Source organism: Azospirillum largimobile, from assembly GCF_977007025.2.
Window position 1 is genome coordinate 1,918,311 of the sequence record NZ_CDRMUA020000001.1, and the last position, 18,324, is coordinate 1,936,634.

Here is an 18,324-nt window from a genome sequence, read left to right on the forward strand (position 1 = left end):
TTCCTTGGGAACACCAACCCCGCCGGATGGGCATAGCCGTTCAGAACAACGGCTTAGCCCCGATGGCGTGTGCTGGGACCGGCAAATTAGTCAAATCATCCGTCATAGGTCAACCCTATTCGCGAATGTTTGCAAAGTTTTTTTGCCGCAGTTTTTCCAATTGTTGCGCGCCCATAGGAGGTGTCCATCCTGCCCGGCCACCGCTTGCCCGAAACGGAAACGGCGACCGCACCGAAGCGCGGCCGCCGTTCCGAAGGGGCGACGACTGGGAAGGACGGACGGTCAGGCGGCCGTCTTCAGCAGTTCGCACAGCCGGCGGATGCCCTCGCGGATCTGGGCCGGCTTGGTCACGGAGAAGGCCAGCCGCAGCGTGTTCTTGCCCGACCGGTCGGCATGGAAGGCCGATCCGGGGACGAAGGCGACGTTGGCCTCCTTGATGGCGCGGGCCAGCAGTTCCGTGCCATCGACGCCCTCCGGCGCCTCGATCCAGACGAACAGGCCGCCTTCCGGCTTGGTCCAGGTGACGCCCGGCGGGGCGAATTCGTCCAGCGCCGCCAGCATGGCATCGCGGCGCTCCTTGTACTGGGAGCGCAGCAGCTTGATGTGGCTGTCGAAGATCTGCGAGACGACGTCGTGCATCACGATCTGGTTGATCGTGCTGGCATGCAGGTCGGCCGCCTGCTTCATCAGCACCAGGCGATTCACCACCTCCGGTGCGGCATTGACCCAGCCGACGCGCATCGCCGGGACCATCGTCTTGGAGAAGGTGCCGCCGAAGATGACGTTGGTCAGCTTGCCGCCGTTGCGCTCGCAATCCAGCGCCGCCATCAGCGGCAGATGCTCGCCGTCATAGCGCAGCTCGCAATAGGCGGTGTCTTCGATCACCGGCACGCCGGCCGCTTCGCAGGCGTCCAGGATGGCGTGGCGCCGGGCCAGCGTCACCGTGGTGCCGTTGGGGTTCTGGAAGTCGGGGACGAGATAGAAGAACTTCGGCTTCTGCGCCAGCGCCTCGGTCAGTGCGGTCATCTCCGGCCCTTCCTCGTCCATCGGAATGGAGAGGTAGGTCGGCTCGTAGGGCGAGAAGGCCTGCAGCGCGCCGAGATAGGTCGGGCGGGTGACGACGATCTTGTCGCCCGGGCCGATCAGCAGCTTGCCGACGAACTCCAGCACCTGCTGCGAACCGTTGGTGACCAGCACGCCGTCCAGGCCGATGTTGACGCCCTTGCCGCCCATGTAATCGCAGATCCACTCCCGCAGCGGCGTGTAGCCTTCGGTGATGGAATACTGCAGCGCGGCCCCGGCGCCGGCGTTGGACTGGAAGATCTTCTCGTAGGACCGCGCGATGGCCGAGTTGGGGAACAGGTCCGGGTCGGGAATGCCACCGGCGAAGGAGATGATCTCCGGACGGTCGATCAGCTTCAGCAGTTCCCGGATTTCGGACGCCGTCATGCCGCTCACGCGGCCCGCGAACACATGACCCCAATCAACCGACACGGTGCTTCTCCTTCGGATCAGTAATTTAGTATCGTTCTCAGGCGGTCGAGCATTGCATTTCGTACCGCAGGCGAACAAGGCGAATCGATGGTATGGCAGCTATGCTGTCCTGTATGACTTACCAGCATTTCGGCCGCTTTGCCAACAATCTGATGCCGGAACCACGTCACCTGCCGTTTGGCATAGCGGCGGGTGGATTGCTGGGCCAGCGCGACCGCCTCGTCCAGCGGGATTTCGCCATCCAGGTGGCGGCGCAGCTCCGGCACGCCGAGCGCCTTCAGCACCGGCAGGTCGGGGGCAAGGCCCTGCTCGCGCGCCAGGGTATCCAGCCGCCGCACCTCCTCCAGCGCACCCTGCCCCATCATCAGGTCGAAGCGCTTGTCGCACTGGGCGTAGAGGTCGGCCCGCGGCGGATCGAGCACGATGATGGTGAAACGCAAGTTCTCCGGCGCGCCCTGGGCGGTCCGGCTCTGCCAGTGGGACAGCGGATGGCCGGTGGCCTCCAGCACCTCCCAGGCGCGGGTCAGGCGGGTGGTGTCGCCGGCGTGCAGCTTGGCCGATGCCGGGTCACGGGCGACCAGTTCGGACCGGAAGGCCTCGCCGCCGATGGACGCCAGCCGGGCATGGGCGGCGGCGCGCACGTCGTCGGGGATAGGGGGGACCTCGCTCAATCCCTGCATCAGCGCACGCAGGTAGAGACCGGTCCCGCCGACCACCACGGGCAGCCGCCCCTCGGCCTTGGCGGCGTCGATCTCCGCCAGCGCCATGTCGCGCCAGCGCGCCGCCGACCCGCGCTCCGCCGCCGGCAGCACGCCATAGAGGCGGTGCGGCGCCCGCACCAGATCCTCGGCCGGCGGGCGGGCGGTCAGCACGTCAAGGTCGGCGTAGAGCTGCATGCTGTCGGCATTGATGACGGTGCCGCCGAACGCCTCGGCGACGGCGAGCGCCAGCCCCGACTTGCCCGACGCAGTCGGCCCGCCGATGACGATGACGTCGGCAAGGTGGGTGGTGAGAGGGGTGGTAAGGTCGCTCATTGCCCTTCCATGGCGTTCCGGCGCTCTCTTTGCAACACCCAACCGCATGCCGACGCCGAAGCTTCGTTGGACCCGGCTCCCCGCCTGTGGTAGGCAGCGCGCAAAGGCCCTCTTTTCCTCGGGATACCCGCCGATGAACGCCGTCGCCACGCTGATCGCCCCCCGCACCGCCTCGCTCGACGAGTCCGTCGTCCAGACCGCCAAGGCGGCGCTGGTCGGGCTGGGCGCCGATGCAGGGGCGCCGGATTGGCTGGCTCCCGGCACCGCCTGCGACCTGCCTTTCGGCAACCTCGCGCCGGAACAGGCGGAGGCGGCGATCCGCCATGCCCTGACAGGCATGGCCCTGGACATCATCGCCCAGCCGGCGGCGACCCGGCGCAAGCGGCTGCTGGTCGCCGACATGGAATCGACAATCATCGAGCAGGAGATGCTGGACGAACTCGGCGACTATGTCGGGCTGAAGGACCACATCGCCGCCATCACCGCCCGCGCCATGAACGGCGAGATCGATTTCAAGGACGCGGTGCGCGAGCGCGTCGCCCTGCTGAAGGGCCTGAAGGAGACGGTGATCGACGAGGTGTGGCAGCGCGCCACCCTGATGCCGGGGGCAGCCCAGCTGGTCGGCACCATGCGGGCCAACGGCGCCGTCTGCGTCCTGGTGTCGGGCGGCTTCCGCTGCTTCACCGGCCGTGTGCGCAACTGGATCGGCTTCGACGACGACCGCGGCAACGATCTGGAAGTGGTCGACGGCGTGATGACCGGCACGGTGATCGAACCGATCCTGGACAAGGACAGCAAGCTGCAGGCGCTGATGGCCTATGCCGGCGAGCACCGCGTGCCGATGGCGGAGACCATGGCCGTCGGCGACGGCGCCAACGATTTGCCGATGCTGCTGGCTGCCGGTCTGGGCGTCGCCTTCCATGCCAAGGCCGTCGTCGCCGCCGAAGCCCGTGCACGCGTCGACCACGGCGACCTGACGGCCCTGCTCTACGCCCAGGGCTATCGCGGCACCGAGTTCGTGGGGTAAAATCGGCTGCGTTCGCTAATAGCGAATATTTGTTGACCTGTGTTGCTTGTGTTCCGATCATGGACACATGAAGCTCGTCATCGAAGCCTCGGCGCTGAAGATGCTGCTCCGCATGCCTGCCTCGGATGCGGACGGTCTGCGAAGGAAGCTGAAGGCATTTGCCGCAGCTCCTCATGATCCGCATCCTTGGGCCAAGGCTTTTGGCGGAGGCCGAGGTCGCATCCGCCATGGCGACTAGCGGGCCGTCTATACCATCGACGGCGACGTGATGGTGGTCACAGTGTTGAAGATCGGAAATCGCAAGGAGGTTTACCGATGAGCGCGCTGCCAATCCGCCCCATCGCAGAGACTCCCGACAGCGTCACGCTGAGCCGCGCCGACTTTGAAGCGTTGGCGGAGCTGGTAACCGACGCGCAGGATCTCGCAGATGCGGAGGCGGTGAAGACCCGGCTTGCCGCCGGAGAGACAGAAGCATTTCCCTTCGAGGTCGCCGAACGAATCCTGGATGGCGAGCATCCGGTGACGGTCCTGCGCAACCATCGCGGATTCACTCTGCGTGGGTTGGCGGAAGCGGCCGGCATTGCGCCATCCTACCTCTCGGAGATCGAGAATGGCCGCAAGCCGGGAAGTTTCGATGCCATGGGGCGCATCGCTGAGGCGCTGAACGTACCGCTGGACCTGCTGGCGCGCCGCTGAAGCGCCCGCTCACGCCCAGACGCCGCGCACATAGGGCGTCAGCTGGGTGTCCATCAGGATTATGTGGCGGACAAGCCAGTCGGCGGTGAATTTGTACAGCTTCTCGGCGTTCTCGTGGGTGGGTTCGATGGAGAAGCGGTTGGACAATTCGCTGACCATCTTGACCGCGGCGCGGTGCATGGCGACGTGCTCCTCGAATTGCGGATAGCGCACGATCTGCATGATCCGTTCTTCGCGGGCGAAATGCTCCTTGGTGTATTCCAGCAGCTTGACCAGAATCTTGGCAACACGAACCGGCTGGAACCGCGGGGCGGCCAGCGCTGCGTCGAGTTCGTTCAGATACTCGATCAGATGCTTGTGATCGTCGTCGATGGCCGGCTGGCCGACGCTCAACTGCCGTCGCCATGTGATGGCGCCCATGACCTTGCGGCCTCCCCCCTTACCGGCACCCAGTTTGGACGGAGTATGGCTGGTGCTACCACCGCACCCAAACAGTCGGGACGTCACACGGCAATTTGACGCACCTTGGAGAGGCGTTCCAATCGAAACGGGGCGGATGCGTCGCCGCACCCGCCCCGTTCTTCAACCGGAAATCGGCAGGCTTCAGCCGATGCCAGCCTCAGCCGATGATGGAATAGCCGCAGTCGACGTAGGTGGTGTCGCCGGTGATGCCCTTGGCGCCGTCGGTGGCGAGGAAGGCGGTGGTGTAGCCGACCTCCTCGATGGTCACCAGCCGGCCCTCGGGAGCCCGCTCGGCGGCCTTGTTCATCAGCTCGTCGAAATGGGCGATGCCGGACGCGGCGCGGGTCTTGATCGGGCCGGGGGAGATGGCATGGACGCGGATGCCCTTGGGGCCGAGTTCGGACGCCAGATAGCGCACGCTGGCCTCCAGCGCGGCCTTGACCGGGCCCATCACGCCATAATTGTCGATGACGCGGTTGGCGCCGAAATAGGACATGGTGAACAGCGACCCGCCATCCTTCATCAGCGGCTCCGCATACTTGGCCATGCGGATGAAGGAGTGGCAGGAGACGTCCATCGCCTGCTGGAAGCCCTCGCGCGAGCAGTCGACGACGCGGCCGTGCAGATCCTCCTTCGGCGCGAAGGCGATGCTGTGCAGCGCGAAGTCCAGCTTGCCCCACTTCTCGCCGATCTTGTCGAACATCGCCTTCAGCTCGCCTTCGCCGGTGACGTCCACCGGTTCGAAAATCTCGGCTTCCAGCTGCTGGGCCAGCGGTTCGACGAACTTCTTGGCCTTGTCGTTCAGATAGCTGACCGCAAGGTCGGCACCCAGCGCGCGGAAGGCGCGGGCACAGCCCCAGGCGATCGACTGGTCGTTGGCGATGCCAAGGACGAGCCCCTTCTTGCCTTCGAGCGTGGCGGCGGCGGGAATGATCGTGGTCATGGCGGACGGTCCTGCGGTCGGTGTGACGGGAGGAGCGGCCGCAACCCTGGCGGCCCTTTCGCCGGGCAAGGGCACGCGGCGTTCCTTGTGCGGTGCACCATAGACCAATCGCGACAGGTCCGCAACGTGCAATGGGCGCAATTCACGCACCCATCCCAATCATTGCGCAGCATTGATGCCGGCATATCCAGTAAAAGCCGAAGTCCTAGCCGCGATCCCTTTCATTGATCCATATCAAGACGGCCCTCCGACACCGGGCCGGAAGACCGTTTCTTGATGACATTTCTGTTATCCGGCCACATCACTTGGCCGATCACCCCTTACCGGGCAACGCCGGGCGTGAAGGAGGGTGGATCGCTGGCCGGGAAGGATTCCTGAGACGCCTCGTCGACGATCTCCTCCTCGCAGGCTTCCTGATAGATGTCGCCGGGATGGCGGGAATAGGGATCGATCCCCCGTTCCACATCCTGCGACGGAATGGCCGCGCGGTCGCGTTGCGCCCAATCGGCCAGCATCGACTTGCCGGGGCAGAAGCCGGTCAGGCCGCGCGCCACCAGGACGCCGCCGGCCAGCGCCATAGCGGCGCCGGTCCAGTTCGGCCGGCGCAGGCCCAGCACCGCCAGGGCCACGCCGCCGGCCAGCGAGGCCAGCCGTTCGCTGTGGCCGACATTGATGGTATAGCCGCCGCCGGGACCATGGATGCGGTCGTTGAAGCCGCGCAGGCTGCGCTGGGCCGTATCGGTGATGGAAGAGAGTTCCATGTCGGTCCTCCTGGATGCGGGACCCGAAGCCGGGTGCTCCCGCGATCGGATCGTTATCGTGTCACTGTTGGGAAACCGGCGGCTGGGGGGTGTCGTTCCCCGACGGTGCCTGCGGAGATGCCTGAGGAGTTGCTGGGGAGGCGCCACCCTGCCCGCTTCCGCCTGCCGTCGCGGCGCTGGAGCCGGATGCCCGCGCCTGCTGCAGTTCCTGGTTCAGCCGCGACACCTCCTGGGACAGGCGCTGGACCTCCTGGCGCAGGGGCGCCGCCGCGGCGTCGCTGCCGCCGCCCGTCGAGCCGGCGATGGCGGCCAGCGTCGCCGACTGCTGCATCCAGTAGGGAGCGACGCCGTAATAGGTGTGCACCGCCATCGCCCACTGGCGATCGTTCATGTTCGGACGGTTGCTGTCGTCGAAGCGCGGGGCGTTCGTCAGCTTGTCCTTCGGCACGTTCAGGACATAGCCGTCGCCGGACGGCGCGAACAACGCCCACGGAACCGGAAAGTCGCTGTCGCCGATGCCGAGGAAGCCGCCCAGCTCGACCACCGCGTAAGCGATTCGCCCGGTGGCCGGATCGATCACCAACTCGGAGATTTTGCCCAGATCCTTGCCGTCCGGGCTACGCAGCTTGGCGTCCTCGAGGTCGTCGGCGGCCATCGCGCGGGGGTGGGCGATGGAGTCCTGCAGCGCCGTGGCCTCGCCCAGAATCGCCTGGCAGGCCGGGGCGTTGCCCTTCTGCGCCGCGCCCTGGGCCGCCTGCTGCAGGGCACGCAGCTGCGCGATTTCCTGCTGGGTCACGGGCGCCGGATTGTTGGGTGCCGCGGCCTCGAGGGCCGCCGCCTGCTGTCCCAGCCGGTCGAGCCCGGCCGCGCAGTCGTCGGCGGCAAGCGCGGGCGCGGCGATGGGTCCCAGCGCGGCCAGCAGCAGCGCAGTGCCCAAGGCCGTTGCAGGGGTCGGGCGCGTCATCAGGGCATCCTCCGGCTTGAATCGTCTCATGCTGCATGAACAGCATGGTCAAGCCGGAGGTTCCCGTGCGCCGGTCTTCCTGCGGTTGTGTCTTCGGATGTAAGACTCTCAACCCGGCAGGGGCAGACCGCCGCGCTGGACGATGAAGGACTGGATGGCGTCCACGCCCTCGCCCGCCTTGACGTTGGCGAAGACGAAGGGGCGGTCGCCGCGCATCTTGCGGGCGTCGCGGTCCATCACCTCCAGGCTGGCGCCGACCATCGGGGCGAGGTCGGTCTTGTTGATCACCAGCAGGTCCGACCGGGTGATGCCCGGCCCGCCCTTGCGCGGGATCTTGTCGCCGGCCGACACGTCGATGACGTAGATGGTGATGTCCGCCAGTTCCGGCGAGAAGGTGGCCGCGAGGTTGTCGCCGCCCGATTCGATGAAGATCAGGTCGAGATTGGGGAACTTCGCGTTCATCTGGTCGACGGCGGCGAGGTTGATCGAGGCATCCTCGCGGATCGCGGTGTGCGGGCAGCCGCCGGTCTCCACCCCCATGATCCGTTCCGGCTTCAGCGCGCCGGAGCGGGTGAGGAATTCGGCATCCTCCTTGGTGTAGATGTCGTTGGTGATCGCCGCGACCTCCCAATCCTCGCGCATGCGCTTGCACAGCGCGTCGGTCAGCGCGGTCTTGCCGGAGCCGACAGGGCCGCCGATGCCGACGCGAAGCGGACCGGCGTGGCTCTTTTCGATAGCGGGGAGAGCGCTCATGAGCGGAACAGCCTCGTATATTGGGTTTCGTGGATCATCGAGGTCCAGTCGACGGCCATCGCCCGGCCGCCGAGATCGTCGAGCGGGGTCGCCAGCGCCGCCTCCGCCGCGCTATGGGTGATGGGGTCGAGCGCCGCCAACGCGCGCTGCCCATCGGTCTGGCCCAGCGGCACCAGGCGGACGCCGGCCGACACCAGGTTGGCGGCGAAGGCATGCAGGTAGGCGGTCAGCGCCGGCCCCTCCGCTACGCCGATCAGCGCCGACACCAGCGCCACCGCCACCGCATAGGCGACCGGCCGGCCAGTGGAGGCGATGACCGCATCCCAGCGCGGCAACTCGTCGTGCGGCCATGCGGCGCGGATCGCCAGCAGGAAAGCCTGCCCCTGCGCCCGCGATTCGAGCGCGGTTTCGGATGAGGCGCGCAGGATGTCGGCGCGCTCCACCGCCCAGGCGAAGGCGGCTTCGTCCCCCGCCAGCACCGCGCGATGAGCGGCGGCGAACAGCATGCCGTCGGTGCGCCCGGCGCCATGGCGCAGGATACCGTCGAGCCAGACGATCATCGTCGCCCGGTCCCGCACCAACCCCTGCTCCACCGCCGCCTCGATCCCATGGCTGTAGGAGAAGCCGCCGACCGGAAAGCTGGGCGACAGCCACGCCAGCAGGCGCGTCAGGGCGTGGGTGGAGACGCTATCTTGTCCCCTCTCCCCCCCGGGGAGAGGGTTAGGGTGAGGGGGATGCGCGTCGAGGATTTCTTCGGCTGCGCCGAACCCCCTCATCCCAACCTTCTCCCCGCTTTCGGCGGACCATGGGTCCGCCTGTCGCGTCAGCGCAAACTCCGTTTGCGCGTGAGCGGGGGGGAGAAGGGGTTTATCAGTGCGAATGCCCATGCCCGCCGCCATGCGAGTGCCCGCCATAGGCGCCGCCTTCCGGCATGAAGGGCGCGCTGACGTCACGCACCTCGGCCCCCAGCCCGCGCAGCATGTCCTCGATCACATGGTCGCGGCGCAGCCGGATGGTGTCGCCGACGATCTGCACCGGCAGGTGACGGTTGCCGAGATGCCAGGCCACCCGCGCGAAGGCCTCCACCGGGCCGGGCACGCGGACCTCCATCAGGTCTTCCGGCGCGGCGACCACACGCAGGAAGCTGCCGTCGATCAACTCCAGCCCGTCGCCGTCGTCCAGCGCCACCGCGCGCGGCAGGTCGAGCAGGAAGGAGCCGCCGGCATCGTCGGTCATCGCCATGCGGCGGCGGAAGCGGTCGTCGAAGGCGAGCGTCACGGTGCCGGCCGCCTGCTCGGCGGGCCAATGGCCGCGGGCATGCACTCGGGTGGCGCGGCGGGTGGGATCGGTCATCAGCTAAGCCGTTCGAAGGGGGTCGGGTGGCCGAAGAAGCGGCCGGCCAGTTCGCTGACCAGCGCTGCGTCCCCGGTGGTGAAGAAGCGTAAACCCCGTTCAGCCGGTTCGGGCCGGTATTCGGGATGACGGTCGAGATACTGCTCCAGCGAGCGGGCGGTCAGGGTCGGCTGGCACAGCACCTCCACCCCCGGCGGCAGCGCGCGGGCGAACAGGTGGCGGACCAGCGGGTAGTGGGTGCAGCCCAGCACCACCGTGTCCAGCGGCTGGCTGCCCATCTTGTCCAGCAGCACGCGGACATAGCCGGCGACGGCCGGTTCGATCTCTGCATCCGACGCGCCGCGCTCGATCAGCGGGACGAGGTCCGGGCAGGCCTGCTGCACGACGCGGACGGAAGGCGCGCGCTTGCCGATCTCCCGCGGGAAGGAGCCGGAGTTGACGGTGGCCGCGGTGGCGAAAATGCCGACTGTGCGCGGTTCGGCCAGATGGTCCGGCGGCACGGTGTCGATCATCCAGGGAACCCGCGTGATCGCCTCCACCATCGGCACCAGCACGCCCAGCACGTTGCGGCCGGGATGGGCCGATGGCAGCCATTCCTGCTGGAGACGACGCAGCGCCACCGCGGCTGCGGTGTTGCAGGCGATGACGACCAGCCGGCATCCCTGGGCGAACAGCCGGTCCATCCCGGCGATGGTCAGCCGGTAGATGTCGTCCTCGCTGCGCGGGCCGTAGGGAGCGGCGGCATGGTCGCCGAGATAGACGAAGGGCCGGTCGGGCGCCGCATCCACCAGGGCGCGCAGCACCGTCAACCCGCCATGTCCTGAGTCGAATACACCGATCACGAATAGACCCTGCCTAAGACTCCTTCTCCCCCCTGGGGAGAAGGTTGGGATGAGGGGGTTCGGCGCAGCCGAAGAAATCCTCGAAGCGCATCCCCCCCACCCTAACCCTCCCCCGCTGGGCGGGGGAGGGGATTAAAAAAAGCGCCTCAGAACAGAAAATACCGCTGCGCCATCGGCAGGACCTCGGCCGGTTCGCAGGTCAGCAGTTGCCCGTCCGCCCGCACCTCGTAGGTTTCCGGGTCCACCTCGATGTGCGGAGTCGCGTCGTTGTGGATCATGTCCTTCTTGCCGACGGTGCGCGTGCCCTGGACGGCGATGAGTTCGCGGTGCAGGCCGAGTTGCCGTCCAACCTCCAGTTCCATCGCCTTGGCGCTGACGAAGGTGACGCTGCTGGCCTGCATCGCCTGGCCGAAGGCGCCGAACATCGGGCGGTAATGCACCGGCTGCGGCGTCGGGATCGAGGCATTGGGATCGCCCATCAGCGCGGCGGCGATGGTGCCGCACTTGATGACCATGTCCGGCTTCACCCCGAAGAAGGCCGGCGACCACACCACCAGATCGGCCAGCTTGCCGACCTCTACCGAGCCGACGACATGGCCGATGCCGTGCGACAGCGCCGGGTTGATGGTGTATTTGGCGATGTAGCGCTTGACCCGGAAATTGTCGTTGTCGCCGGTCTCCTGCGGCAGGCGGCCGCGCTGAAGCTTCATCTTGTGGGCGGTCTGCCAGGTGCGGATGATCACCTCGCCCAGCCGGCCCATCGCCTGGCTGTCAGACGAGATCATGGAGAAGACGCCCAGGTCGTGCAGGATGTCCTCCGCCGCGATGGTCTCGCGCCGGATGCGGCTTTCGGCGAAGGCGACGTCTTCGGGAATGCGGGCGCTGAGGTGATGGCACACCATCAGCATGTCCAGATGCTCGTCCACCGTGTTGATGGTGAAGGGCCGCGTCGGGTTGGTCGAGCTGGGCAGGACATTGTTGAGCCCCGCCACCCGGATGATGTCCGGCGCATGGCCGCCGCCCGCCCCTTCGGTGTGGAAGGTGTGGATGGTGCGGCCCTTGAACGCCGCGATGGTGTCCTCGACGAAGCCGGATTCGTTCAGCGTGTCGGTGTGGATCGCCACCTGCACGTCCAGCTGGTCGGCGACGGTCAGGCAGGTGTCGATGGCGTCAGGCGTGGTGCCCCAATCCTCGTGCAGCTTCAGGCCGCAGGCGCCGGCGGCGATCTGCTCCAGCAGCGCGTCGGGACGGCTGGTGTTGCCCTTGCCGAAGAAGCCCAGGTTGATCGGCAGCCCTTCGGCGGCCTGGAGCATCCGCTCCATATGCCACGGCCCCGGCGTGCAGGTGGTCGCCGCGGTTCCGGCGGCCGGGCCGGTGCCGCCGCCCAGCATGGTGGTGACGCCGCTGTTCAGCGCCTCGTCCACCTGCTGCGGGCAGATGAAGTGGATGTGGGCGTCGATGCCGCCGGCGGTGACGATCTTGCCCTCGCCCGCGATCACCTCGGTGCCCGGACCGATGATGATGTCGACGCCGGGCTGGACGTCGGGGTTGCCGGCCTTGCCGATGGCAGCGATGCGCCCGCCGGTGATGCCGATGTCGGCCTTGACGATGCCCCAATGGTCGATGATCAGCGCGTTGGTGATGACGGTGTCGACCGCCCCCTGGTGGCGCGAGCGCTGGCTCTGGCCCATGCCGTCGCGGATCACCTTGCCGCCGCCGAACTTCACCTCCTCGCCATAGACGGTGTGGTCGCGTTCGACCTCCACGATCAGGTCGGTGTCGGCCAGCCGGACGCGGTCGCCGGTGGTCGGGCCGTAGAGGGCCGCGTATTCGGCCCGGTCGATGCGGTGCGCCATGTTCTCGCCCTTCCTGTCGGCCCGTCAGAGGGCGCCGTTGACCATGCGGTTGAAGCCGATCACCACCCGGTCGCCGCCATAGGCGACCAGCATCACGCGGCGGGTCTGGCCGGGCTCGAAGCGCACCGCCGTCCCGGCCGGAATGTCGAGCCGGAAGCCCCGCGCCTTCTCGCGGTCGAAGGTCAACGCGCCGTTGGTCTCGTAGAAATGGAAGTGCGAGCCGACCTGGATCGGGCGGTCGCCGGCATTGGCGACGTCGAGCTCGACGGTGGCGCGGCCGTCGTTCAGAACGATCTCGCCGGCCGCCGGGAAGATTTCACCGGGTTTCATCGGGTATCCCCTCAACGGATCGGCTGGTGGACGGTGACGAGCTTGGTGCCGTCGGGGAAGGTGGCCTCGACCTGGATGTCGTGGATCATCTCGGGGATGCCCTCCATCACCTGATCGCGGGTTAGCACGGTGGCGCCATCGCGCATCAGCTCGGCCACCGTGCGGCCGTCGCGCGCGCCCTCCACCACGTAGTCGGTGATGAGGGCGACCGCCTCCGGATGGTTCAGCTTGACGCCGCGCTCCAGCCGCCGCCGCGCCACCATCGCCGCCATCGCGACGAGCAGCTTGTCCTTCTCGCGCCCTGTCAGGTTCATCGGGGGATTGCCCTTTCGCCACCCTGTTCGTCACCGGATCATTGCCGGCCGGTTGGGAGCGATTATGCCACGATGATGCGGTGCGCCAAGTGCGTCGTATGACGTAGGGGGTTGAAAGTGCTTGGCATCAGTAACGGGCGATGTTGGTCCGCGCACCGTTCAGCAGACAATGGGCGTGCAGCGTGCAGCACAGCCACTCGAGATTCGCCGGAGCTTCCTTCAGCAAGCAGTACTCGATGTCGTCCTGCAGAAGTCCGTCCACGCGCGCCGGATCGATACCGAGCAGAGCCACCAACACCGCATTCATCATGGTCGCCATGACCAGCCGCTGGGAGTCGACGGGCGCATCGGATGGAAAGCGGAACAGCGACTCCGCCGGCACCTTGGACAGCAGCCAGACATAAAGGGCCGCAACCTTGTGGTTTGCCAGGAGGTTTTCGCCCATGCCGTGGCGGGCCACGAACTGGTCGCGCAAGGCGCCGTAATCTTCAACCAGTTGATCGAGGTGCAGGCTTTCCGTCAGGAAAACAGGGCGGAGACCATCCGGCAAGGCGATGACGGCGGCACGACCGCACTCAACGAGAAACTGCCGCCGCTTGAGAAACAGGGTCGATAATCGGTCGCTCATTCCTTCGCGGAACCCTGCGCAATACGCGCAGCCATCCGCTTCGAACGTTCGGCCAGGAATGCGCTGGACGCCGCCAGATGCCGAACCGCAGCGTCGTAATCGAGCACCTCACTGCCGTTGCCCATGCGAACGCCGTCCAGCCCATCCGTATCCGGCAGCGGTTCGTAGTTCTTGCGGTAGGAGTCCATTGCCCACGTCCCTGACATTCCCTGCTCTGCGTACGCTCCGCACACATGCTCGAAAAGGGTATCACACTCGCGGAAAAACGCGAGATCTTCGCAGCAATTGCAACGCGGCGCCGATTGCCTCGGTCAAACCTCCCACAGCCGCGGCAGGCGGGTGGGCAGGCCGGCGGCCTCATTGCGCAGGCCGGACCACAGCGCGGCGTAGGCCAGCCGCACGGCACGGGCGTCGCCGCCGAGGATGCGGACGACCAGCAGACCGTCCAGCGCCGTGGCGCCGATGCGCGCGCCCTCCAGCGGCTCCGCCAGGGCACGGACGGAATCGAGGTTGCCGGCTGCGTCGGGGGCAGCGTGCAGCAGGGTGGCGCAGGCTGCAGCTCCGCCGAAGCCGGCGGGGTGGGCCAGCGCCTCGGCGATGTCGTCGTCCAGATGCAGGGCGTCGGCCCAGATCAGGCGGCCGTCGCGGGCGACCTCCCAGGCGTCGCGGATCAGGCCGCGGGTCACCGTCTCGCCGAAGGCGGCGCGGCCGAAGACCAGCATCTCGCCGGCGATGGCGCGGCCGTCGCCCGACAGGTCGATCCGGGTCAGGCGGCGAAGGCGCGAACCTTCGAAGACGATGGCTTCCTGCGGCATCCATTCCAGCCACGCGCCATCTTCGACCGACAGCGTGGTGTCGATGCGGCAGTCGGCGCCGGTGGAGCGATAGACCTTCTCCGCCGCCTGGGTGGTGACCAGGGCCTTCGCCCCCGGCCCGACCGAGAGCGCGATGTCCATGCGGTCGCCGCCGACCATGCCGCCGGACGTGGTGGCGAGCACCGCGATGGGAAGGTCGTCCCGGCGCGGCGTCGGCATCAGCACCCGCAGCGGGTCGTGGTGGTAGAGCGTCGCCAGCCGGGTCTCGCCGTGGCGATGCTCGAACCGGACGGTGGCGGCGCCATGGACAGCGACCTTCTTTTCCTCGCCACCTGCGTCTTTCGGCCTGTCGGCCACCGCCACCTGAACCAAGCGCCCGCTCCCACCCCGGATGTTGCGGGCGCCAGTCTGCCGGAAGCGGGACGGTTGAGGCAATGCGGACGAAGGTCCGGACTATCCTTCGCCGGAGAAGCAGCCGTTGCGGGCGGCGACCACCGCCACCTGGGTGCGGTTGCGCACGCCCAGCTTCTGCATGATGGCGCGGACATGCACCTTCACCGTGCCCTCCAGCACGCCGAGGCCGCGGGCGATCTCCTTGTTGGAATGGCCGGCCAGCAGCAGTTCGAACACGTCGCGCTGGCGGTCGGTCAGCCTGTCGAGGATGTCGTCGTTGCCGCGCGGTCCCTCGCTCAGCGCTCCGTTCAGCACGGCGCGCGGCAGCGGCAGGAAGACGTCGCCGCTGAGCGCCAGCGAGATGGCATGCTCCAGCACCTCCGGCGGGCTGGTCTTCAGCACATAGCCGCGGGCGCCCATGCGGACGCTGTCGACGATGTCCGCCACCTCGTCGGAGTTGGTCAGGATCAGGACGGGCACCTCGCCCAGCGTTTCCTTCAGGCGGCGCAGCCCGTCGATGGCGCCGCCGCCGCCGGCATCCGCATCGTCCAGGCGCGGCGGGCCGGGATCGTACAGGACCAGGGCCAGTTCGGGAGTCTTGCGGCCGATGTCCAGCGCTTCATCCAACGACCCGGCCTCCAGCACGCGCGTTCCGGGGCAGATTTCGCCGATGGACAGGGCGAAGCCGTGGCGAACCATCGGCTGCTCGTCGACCACCAGAAAAATCCGCGTCGGATTGCCCGCGCTACGCGAACTGCCGCGCGCTTGAAGCTCGAACTCCATCGTGTCCCCTTATGCTCAGCGGACCACTTTTCAGAAGGGCCAAGAACACCAAAAAGCCCCATTGGGAAAGCGGTTCATTCGCGCCGCTCTATGACGCGCCTACCTCTAAATATCGAATGAACGGGTCTCCGTTCAATTTCTGCCCAAATCCGATCTATTGGCTGTGACTTTCCTGTTCTCATCTTGCGCGGTTGGTTAATGAACCGTATAAATCATCCCGGCACGAAGCGTAAAGCCCGCTGTTCCGAACAATATTGTTCTAATTTTTCATGTTCGGAGTCTGCCTGGACCGGATCAGTCGGCCCGGTCCTTGGCCCTGGTCTTCGGACCAAGGTCCAGGGGATGCAGATCAAAGGGGGGATCGCCGCCGCCCGGCAATGGGCGGCCCAGCGGAGGATGATCGATGAAGACATGGACTGTGATGCTGGTCGACCACGACCGGCTTTTCTCGGCGGCTTTGGCGACGCTGATCGGCGGCGGCCCCTTCCGGGTCAGCGCCCACGCGGCCAGTGCCGACGACGCGCTCGACCTCATCGCCGACGGCGACCAGCCCGACCTGATCGTGCTGGCGCTGCAGGACGGCATGCCCGAGGAGATCGCCGGTATCCGCCGCCTGCGCGAAGGCACGTCGGCGCGGATCGTCGTGCTGGCCGACACCATCGCCGACCGCAGCCTTTCGCAGTCGCTGAAGGCGGGTGCCGACGCCTATCTGAACAAGAGCATGTCGAGCGAGAGCCTGCTGCGGTCGCTGCGGCTGGTGATGCTGGGCGAGGTGGTCTACCCCACCCATGTCGCCGGCCTGTTGATGGCCGCCGCCAACGAACGTCCGCAGCACACCCCGACGCCCATCGCCATGCCGCCCAGCGGCGACCTGTCGAAGCGCGAGGTCCAGATCCTGCGCTGCCTTCTGGCCGGCCAGTCGAACAAGGCCATCGCGCGAAACCTGCACATCACGGAATCCACCGTGAAGATGCATTTCAAGAACGTGATGCGGAAGATCAACGCGCAGAACCGCACCCAGGCCGCGGTGTGGGCGATCCAGAACGGGTTGTCGCCGTTGGTGACGGCGTAGGGCGTATGTTGGGAAGGCGTCGGCTGGCGATGCCCCCCACCTTAATCCTCCCCCGCTGGGCGGGGGAGGAAACCGAGTGCATATTCGCGGGAGTGGCGGCAGTCCCTCCCCCACCCAGTGGGGGAGGATAGGTGGGGGTCTAGCGCCGCAAGTATCCTGCGCCCCCCTACTCCGCCGCGTGGCGATGGCCGGCGTGGCGGCCTTCGCAGAATTCCTCGATCATCTTGCGGCAGAAGGCCGGAATGTCGTCGGGCTTGCGCGAGGTGACCAGCCCGTGGTCGGTCACCACCTGCTCGTCGACCCAGGTCGCCCCCGCATTGCGCAGGTCCGTCTGCAGCGACGGCCAGCTGGTCATGCGCTTGCCGCGCACGCCGCCAGCATCGATCAGTGTCCAGGGGCCGTGGCAGATCGCCGCGATGGGCCGGTCGGACGTGACGAAGCTCTTCACGAACTCGATCGCCTTGGGCTCCAGCCGCAGCGAGTCCGGGTTCATCACGCCGCCGGGCAGAAGCAGCGCGTCGTAGCGGGCGGCATCGGCCTGGTCGAGCGTCACGTTCACATCGACCATGTCGCCGCGGTCATGGTGATTCCAGCCCTGGATTTGCCCGCCCTTGGGCGCGACCACATGGACGGTGGCCCCGGCCTCGCGGAGCGCCTTCACCGGTTCGGTCAATTCCACCTGCTCGAAACCATCGGTGGCGAGGACGGCGACGGTCTTGCCGTCGAGTTTCTGTGCCATGGAGGGGTCTCCTTCGCTGAAGGTCGTACCGCAGCAACCGGATTACCCCTGGATGGTTCCGTGGGAACCGTCCCGCAATTCCCATGTTGATTGTGACATACGAGACACACATCAGCGATGGGAGCCCGACTCATGCGGTTCCAGACCATGTTGGCCGGCCTTGCGCTGGCGACGACCCTATCCTTTGCCCATGCCGAGTCGGCGCTGGCCGCCGATCCGCGCGGCGGTGACGACCTCGTCGGCGTGGAGGTGACCGGCCTGCTCGGCGAAGAGTTGGGCCAGATCGTTTCCGTTTCCCCGGCCGCCAACGGCAAGGATGACAGCATCCTGGTCGAGGCCAGCGGCATGCTGGACGTCGGCCACCGCTTCTTCACCGTCCACCGCTCGCAGTTGGCGCCGGGCGAGGACGTGGACACCGTCACCTACAAGAAGACCGCGGAGGACGTGATCCGCCGCCTGCATCGCGATACCCAGGTCGCGGAGCGCTAGATCCCATTCGCGGAGCGCTGAACCGACGCTCCGCCCGGCCATTCAGGCGATCCGGTCGGGACCGGCTTCGTCGGGGTGGCAGGGCTTGCAGCCGGTGGGCCAGGGCTCGCCCAGATCCTCCACCACCATGCGCCACGACGGCCCGTCGAGCCGGACACAGCCGCCGCCGGCGAAATGCAGGGCGACCCCGCCCTCCACCGTCTCCATCGACAGCAGTTCCAGCATCTGGCCGCGGTCCTTCAGGTCGAAGCCGCGCAGCTTTGCGCCGGTCACCCCCTCCACCCGCACGCCGCAATGGACCCGTTCGTAGGGAGCCAGATCGTCGTCGTCGGCGGTGGGACCGGGCCGGGGCTGGTCGGCCGACTCCCAGCGAAAGCGGTTGACGACCATGACGAACCGTTTCTCGTCAGGCTGGAAGCACATGTCGCCGACCGGCAGGATGGCGTCCTGCAGGCAGGCGGAAACGACCTTCAGGTCCTCCTCATCCTCGGCACGCAGGCGGATCGGGGTGATGGCCGTCATAATCAAGGGCACCTCTCGGGAAAGGCCAACCTCTATGGGATGGCGGGAGGGGCG

Annotated in this window: 24 protein-coding genes; 5 read left to right on the plus strand and 19 right to left on the minus strand. The window is 67.2% G+C overall.

The window, feature by feature from the left end; all coding sequences use genetic code 11:
- Positions 1–282 precede the first annotated feature (282 nt).
- Positions 283–1,494, minus strand: coding sequence for an aminotransferase-like domain-containing protein (locus ACWPKK_RS08960; protein WP_452002943.1), 1,212 nt, complete (start codon positions 1,492–1,494; stop codon positions 283–285).
- 17 nt (positions 1,495–1,511) lie between these two features.
- Positions 1,512–2,528 (minus strand): tRNA (adenosine(37)-N6)-dimethylallyltransferase MiaA, encoded by a 1,017-nt coding sequence (gene miaA, locus ACWPKK_RS08965; RefSeq protein WP_452002945.1) that lies wholly within the window; start codon positions 2,526–2,528, stop codon positions 1,512–1,514.
- 133 nt (positions 2,529–2,661) lie between these two features.
- Here miaA and serB point away from each other — a divergent pair, with 133 nt between their 5' ends.
- From serB to ACWPKK_RS08980, 3 genes are all read left to right on the plus strand, one after another.
- A complete protein-coding gene (gene serB, locus ACWPKK_RS08970; RefSeq protein ID WP_452002947.1) occupies positions 2,662–3,555 on the plus strand; it encodes a phosphoserine phosphatase SerB in 894 nt (297 codons plus the stop codon).
- Between the two features lie 67 nt (positions 3,556–3,622).
- On the plus strand, positions 3,623–3,793 hold the full coding sequence (locus ACWPKK_RS08975) for a hypothetical protein (RefSeq protein ID WP_452002949.1): 171 nt from the start codon (positions 3,623–3,625) through the stop codon (positions 3,791–3,793).
- A 77-nt stretch (positions 3,794–3,870) separates the two neighbouring features.
- Positions 3,871–4,251 (plus strand): helix-turn-helix transcriptional regulator, encoded by a 381-nt coding sequence (locus tag ACWPKK_RS08980; protein WP_324866035.1) that lies wholly within the window; start codon positions 3,871–3,873, stop codon positions 4,249–4,251.
- Between the two features lie 9 nt (positions 4,252–4,260).
- Here the strand turns inward: ACWPKK_RS08980 and ACWPKK_RS08985 are convergent, their stop codons facing one another.
- The 15 genes from ACWPKK_RS08985 to ACWPKK_RS09055 all read right to left on the minus strand — a co-directional run bounded on the left by ACWPKK_RS08985 (position 4,261) and on the right by ACWPKK_RS09055 (position 15,382).
- Positions 4,261–4,671, minus strand: coding sequence for a bacteriohemerythrin (locus ACWPKK_RS08985; RefSeq protein ID WP_111066794.1), 411 nt, complete (start codon positions 4,669–4,671; stop codon positions 4,261–4,263).
- A 199-nt stretch (positions 4,672–4,870) separates the two neighbouring features.
- Positions 4,871–5,656 carry an enoyl-ACP reductase FabI gene (gene fabI, locus ACWPKK_RS08990; RefSeq protein WP_324866040.1) on the minus strand — a complete coding sequence of 262 codons (786 nt, stop codon included), beginning with the start codon at positions 5,654–5,656 and terminating at the stop codon, positions 4,871–4,873.
- Positions 5,657–5,976: 320 nt separating this feature from the next.
- The gene (locus tag ACWPKK_RS08995) at positions 5,977–6,417 is read right to left on the minus strand and encodes a YgaP family membrane protein (protein WP_149222134.1); all 441 of its coding nucleotides are present in this window, start codon (positions 6,415–6,417) and stop codon (positions 5,977–5,979) included.
- Between the two features lie 61 nt (positions 6,418–6,478).
- Complete coding sequence (locus ACWPKK_RS09000; RefSeq protein WP_452002954.1) at positions 6,479–7,381, minus strand: PRC-barrel domain-containing protein; 903 nt, start codon at positions 7,379–7,381, stop codon at positions 6,479–6,481.
- 108 nt (positions 7,382–7,489) lie between these two features.
- Complete coding sequence (gene ureG, locus ACWPKK_RS09005) at positions 7,490–8,134, minus strand: urease accessory protein UreG (protein ID WP_098739331.1); 645 nt, start codon at positions 8,132–8,134, stop codon at positions 7,490–7,492.
- On the minus strand, positions 8,131–8,910 hold the full coding sequence (locus ACWPKK_RS09010; RefSeq protein WP_452002957.1) for an urease accessory protein UreF: 780 nt from the start codon (positions 8,908–8,910) through the stop codon (positions 8,131–8,133). The genes ureG and ACWPKK_RS09010 overlap by 4 nt, the downstream gene beginning before the upstream one ends.
- 94 nt (positions 8,911–9,004) lie before the next feature.
- Positions 9,005–9,487, minus strand: coding sequence for an urease accessory protein UreE (locus ACWPKK_RS09015; protein WP_452002960.1), 483 nt, complete (start codon positions 9,485–9,487; stop codon positions 9,005–9,007).
- Entirely contained in the window at positions 9,487–10,329 is an 843-nt protein-coding gene (gene murI / locus ACWPKK_RS09020) for a glutamate racemase (protein WP_452002962.1), read from the minus strand. Before murI ends, ACWPKK_RS09015 begins: the two co-directional genes overlap by 1 nt.
- 146 nt (positions 10,330–10,475) lie before the next feature.
- Entirely contained in the window at positions 10,476–12,185 is a 1,710-nt protein-coding gene (gene ureC / locus ACWPKK_RS09025; protein ID WP_452002965.1) for an urease subunit alpha, read from the minus strand.
- Between the two features lie 24 nt (positions 12,186–12,209).
- The gene (locus ACWPKK_RS09030; protein ID WP_452002967.1) at positions 12,210–12,515 is read right to left on the minus strand and encodes an urease subunit beta; all 306 of its coding nucleotides are present in this window, start codon (positions 12,513–12,515) and stop codon (positions 12,210–12,212) included.
- A gap of 11 nt (positions 12,516–12,526) precedes the next feature.
- Complete coding sequence (locus ACWPKK_RS09035; RefSeq protein ID WP_014248459.1) at positions 12,527–12,829, minus strand: urease subunit gamma; 303 nt, start codon at positions 12,827–12,829, stop codon at positions 12,527–12,529.
- A gap of 127 nt (positions 12,830–12,956) precedes the next feature.
- Positions 12,957–13,457: a hypothetical protein gene (locus ACWPKK_RS09040; protein WP_452002969.1), complete on the minus strand. Its 501-nt coding sequence runs from the start codon at positions 13,455–13,457 to the stop codon at positions 12,957–12,959.
- A complete protein-coding gene (locus ACWPKK_RS09045; RefSeq protein WP_452002971.1) occupies positions 13,454–13,645 on the minus strand; it encodes a hypothetical protein in 192 nt (63 codons plus the stop codon). The genes ACWPKK_RS09040 and ACWPKK_RS09045 overlap by 4 nt, the downstream gene beginning before the upstream one ends.
- 123 nt (positions 13,646–13,768) lie before the next feature.
- Positions 13,769–14,635: an urease accessory protein UreD gene (locus tag ACWPKK_RS09050; RefSeq protein ID WP_452004755.1), complete on the minus strand. Its 867-nt coding sequence runs from the start codon at positions 14,633–14,635 to the stop codon at positions 13,769–13,771.
- A 90-nt stretch (positions 14,636–14,725) separates the two neighbouring features.
- Positions 14,726–15,382: a LuxR C-terminal-related transcriptional regulator gene (locus ACWPKK_RS09055; protein ID WP_452002973.1), complete on the minus strand. Its 657-nt coding sequence runs from the start codon at positions 15,380–15,382 to the stop codon at positions 14,726–14,728.
- A gap of 469 nt (positions 15,383–15,851) precedes the next feature.
- On the opposite strand from ACWPKK_RS09055, the gene ACWPKK_RS09060 reads away from it, so the two are divergent.
- Positions 15,852–16,520 (plus strand): LuxR C-terminal-related transcriptional regulator, encoded by a 669-nt coding sequence (locus ACWPKK_RS09060; RefSeq protein WP_014248463.1) that lies wholly within the window; start codon positions 15,852–15,854, stop codon positions 16,518–16,520.
- A gap of 166 nt (positions 16,521–16,686) precedes the next feature.
- Here the strand turns inward: ACWPKK_RS09060 and ACWPKK_RS09065 are convergent, their stop codons facing one another.
- Entirely contained in the window at positions 16,687–17,259 is a 573-nt protein-coding gene (locus ACWPKK_RS09065; protein WP_452002976.1) for a type 1 glutamine amidotransferase domain-containing protein, read from the minus strand.
- Positions 17,260–17,391: 132 nt separating this feature from the next.
- On the opposite strand from ACWPKK_RS09065, the gene ACWPKK_RS09070 reads away from it, so the two are divergent.
- Entirely contained in the window at positions 17,392–17,748 is a 357-nt protein-coding gene (locus ACWPKK_RS09070) for a hypothetical protein (RefSeq protein ID WP_452002979.1), read from the plus strand.
- A 42-nt stretch (positions 17,749–17,790) separates the two neighbouring features.
- Here the strand turns inward: ACWPKK_RS09070 and ACWPKK_RS09075 are convergent, their stop codons facing one another.
- Positions 17,791–18,270, minus strand: a complete 480-nt coding sequence (locus tag ACWPKK_RS09075; protein ID WP_452002982.1) for a DUF2948 family protein — start codon at positions 18,268–18,270, stop codon at positions 17,791–17,793.
- Between the last annotated feature and the right edge of the window lie 54 nt (positions 18,271–18,324).

What these genes read in the sequence shown, in the direction of transcription:
- miaA (WP_452002945.1), bottom strand. Translation starts at nt 2,528, where the DNA reads ATGAGCGACCTTACCACCCCTCTCACCACCCACCTTGCCGACGTCATC.
- ACWPKK_RS09040 (WP_452002969.1), bottom strand. Translation starts at nt 13,457, where the DNA reads ATGAGCGACCGATTATCGACCCTGTTTCTCAAGCGGCGGCAGTTTCTC.
- ACWPKK_RS09010 (WP_452002957.1), bottom strand. Translation starts at nt 8,910, where the DNA reads ATGAGGGGGTTCGGCGCAGCCGAAGAAATCCTCGACGCGCATCCCCCT.
- ACWPKK_RS09045 (WP_452002971.1), bottom strand. Translation starts at nt 13,645, where the DNA reads ATGGACTCCTACCGCAAGAACTACGAACCGCTGCCGGATACGGATGGG.
- ACWPKK_RS09030 (WP_452002967.1), bottom strand. Translation starts at nt 12,515, where the DNA reads ATGAAACCCGGTGAAATCTTCCCGGCGGCCGGCGAGATCGTTCTGAAC.
- ACWPKK_RS08985 (WP_111066794.1), bottom strand. Translation starts at nt 4,671, where the DNA reads ATGGGCGCCATCACATGGCGACGGCAGTTGAGCGTCGGCCAGCCGGCC.
- ACWPKK_RS08975 (WP_452002949.1), top strand. Translation starts at nt 3,623, where the DNA reads ATGAAGCTCGTCATCGAAGCCTCGGCGCTGAAGATGCTGCTCCGCATG.
- ACWPKK_RS09065 (WP_452002976.1), bottom strand. Translation starts at nt 17,259, where the DNA reads ATGGCACAGAAACTCGACGGCAAGACCGTCGCCGTCCTCGCCACCGAT.
- fabI (WP_324866040.1), bottom strand. Translation starts at nt 5,656, where the DNA reads ATGACCACGATCATTCCCGCCGCCGCCACGCTCGAAGGCAAGAAGGGG.
- ACWPKK_RS09060 (WP_014248463.1), top strand. Translation starts at nt 15,852, where the DNA reads ATGAAGACATGGACTGTGATGCTGGTCGACCACGACCGGCTTTTCTCG.
- ACWPKK_RS09075 (WP_452002982.1), bottom strand. Translation starts at nt 18,270, where the DNA reads ATGACGGCCATCACCCCGATCCGCCTGCGTGCCGAGGATGAGGAGGAC.
- serB (WP_452002947.1), top strand. Translation starts at nt 2,662, where the DNA reads ATGAACGCCGTCGCCACGCTGATCGCCCCCCGCACCGCCTCGCTCGAC.
- ACWPKK_RS08980 (WP_324866035.1), top strand. Translation starts at nt 3,871, where the DNA reads ATGAGCGCGCTGCCAATCCGCCCCATCGCAGAGACTCCCGACAGCGTC.
- ACWPKK_RS09000 (WP_452002954.1), bottom strand. Translation starts at nt 7,381, where the DNA reads ATGACGCGCCCGACCCCTGCAACGGCCTTGGGCACTGCGCTGCTGCTG.
- ureC (WP_452002965.1), bottom strand. Translation starts at nt 12,185, where the DNA reads ATGGCGCACCGCATCGACCGGGCCGAATACGCGGCCCTCTACGGCCCG.
- ACWPKK_RS09015 (WP_452002960.1), bottom strand. Translation starts at nt 9,487, where the DNA reads ATGACCGATCCCACCCGCCGCGCCACCCGAGTGCATGCCCGCGGCCAT.
- ACWPKK_RS09070 (WP_452002979.1), top strand. Translation starts at nt 17,392, where the DNA reads ATGCGGTTCCAGACCATGTTGGCCGGCCTTGCGCTGGCGACGACCCTA.
- ACWPKK_RS08995 (WP_149222134.1), bottom strand. Translation starts at nt 6,417, where the DNA reads ATGGAACTCTCTTCCATCACCGATACGGCCCAGCGCAGCCTGCGCGGC.
- ureG (WP_098739331.1), bottom strand. Translation starts at nt 8,134, where the DNA reads ATGAGCGCTCTCCCCGCTATCGAAAAGAGCCACGCCGGTCCGCTTCGC.
- ACWPKK_RS09035 (WP_014248459.1), bottom strand. Translation starts at nt 12,829, where the DNA reads ATGAACCTGACAGGGCGCGAGAAGGACAAGCTGCTCGTCGCGATGGCG.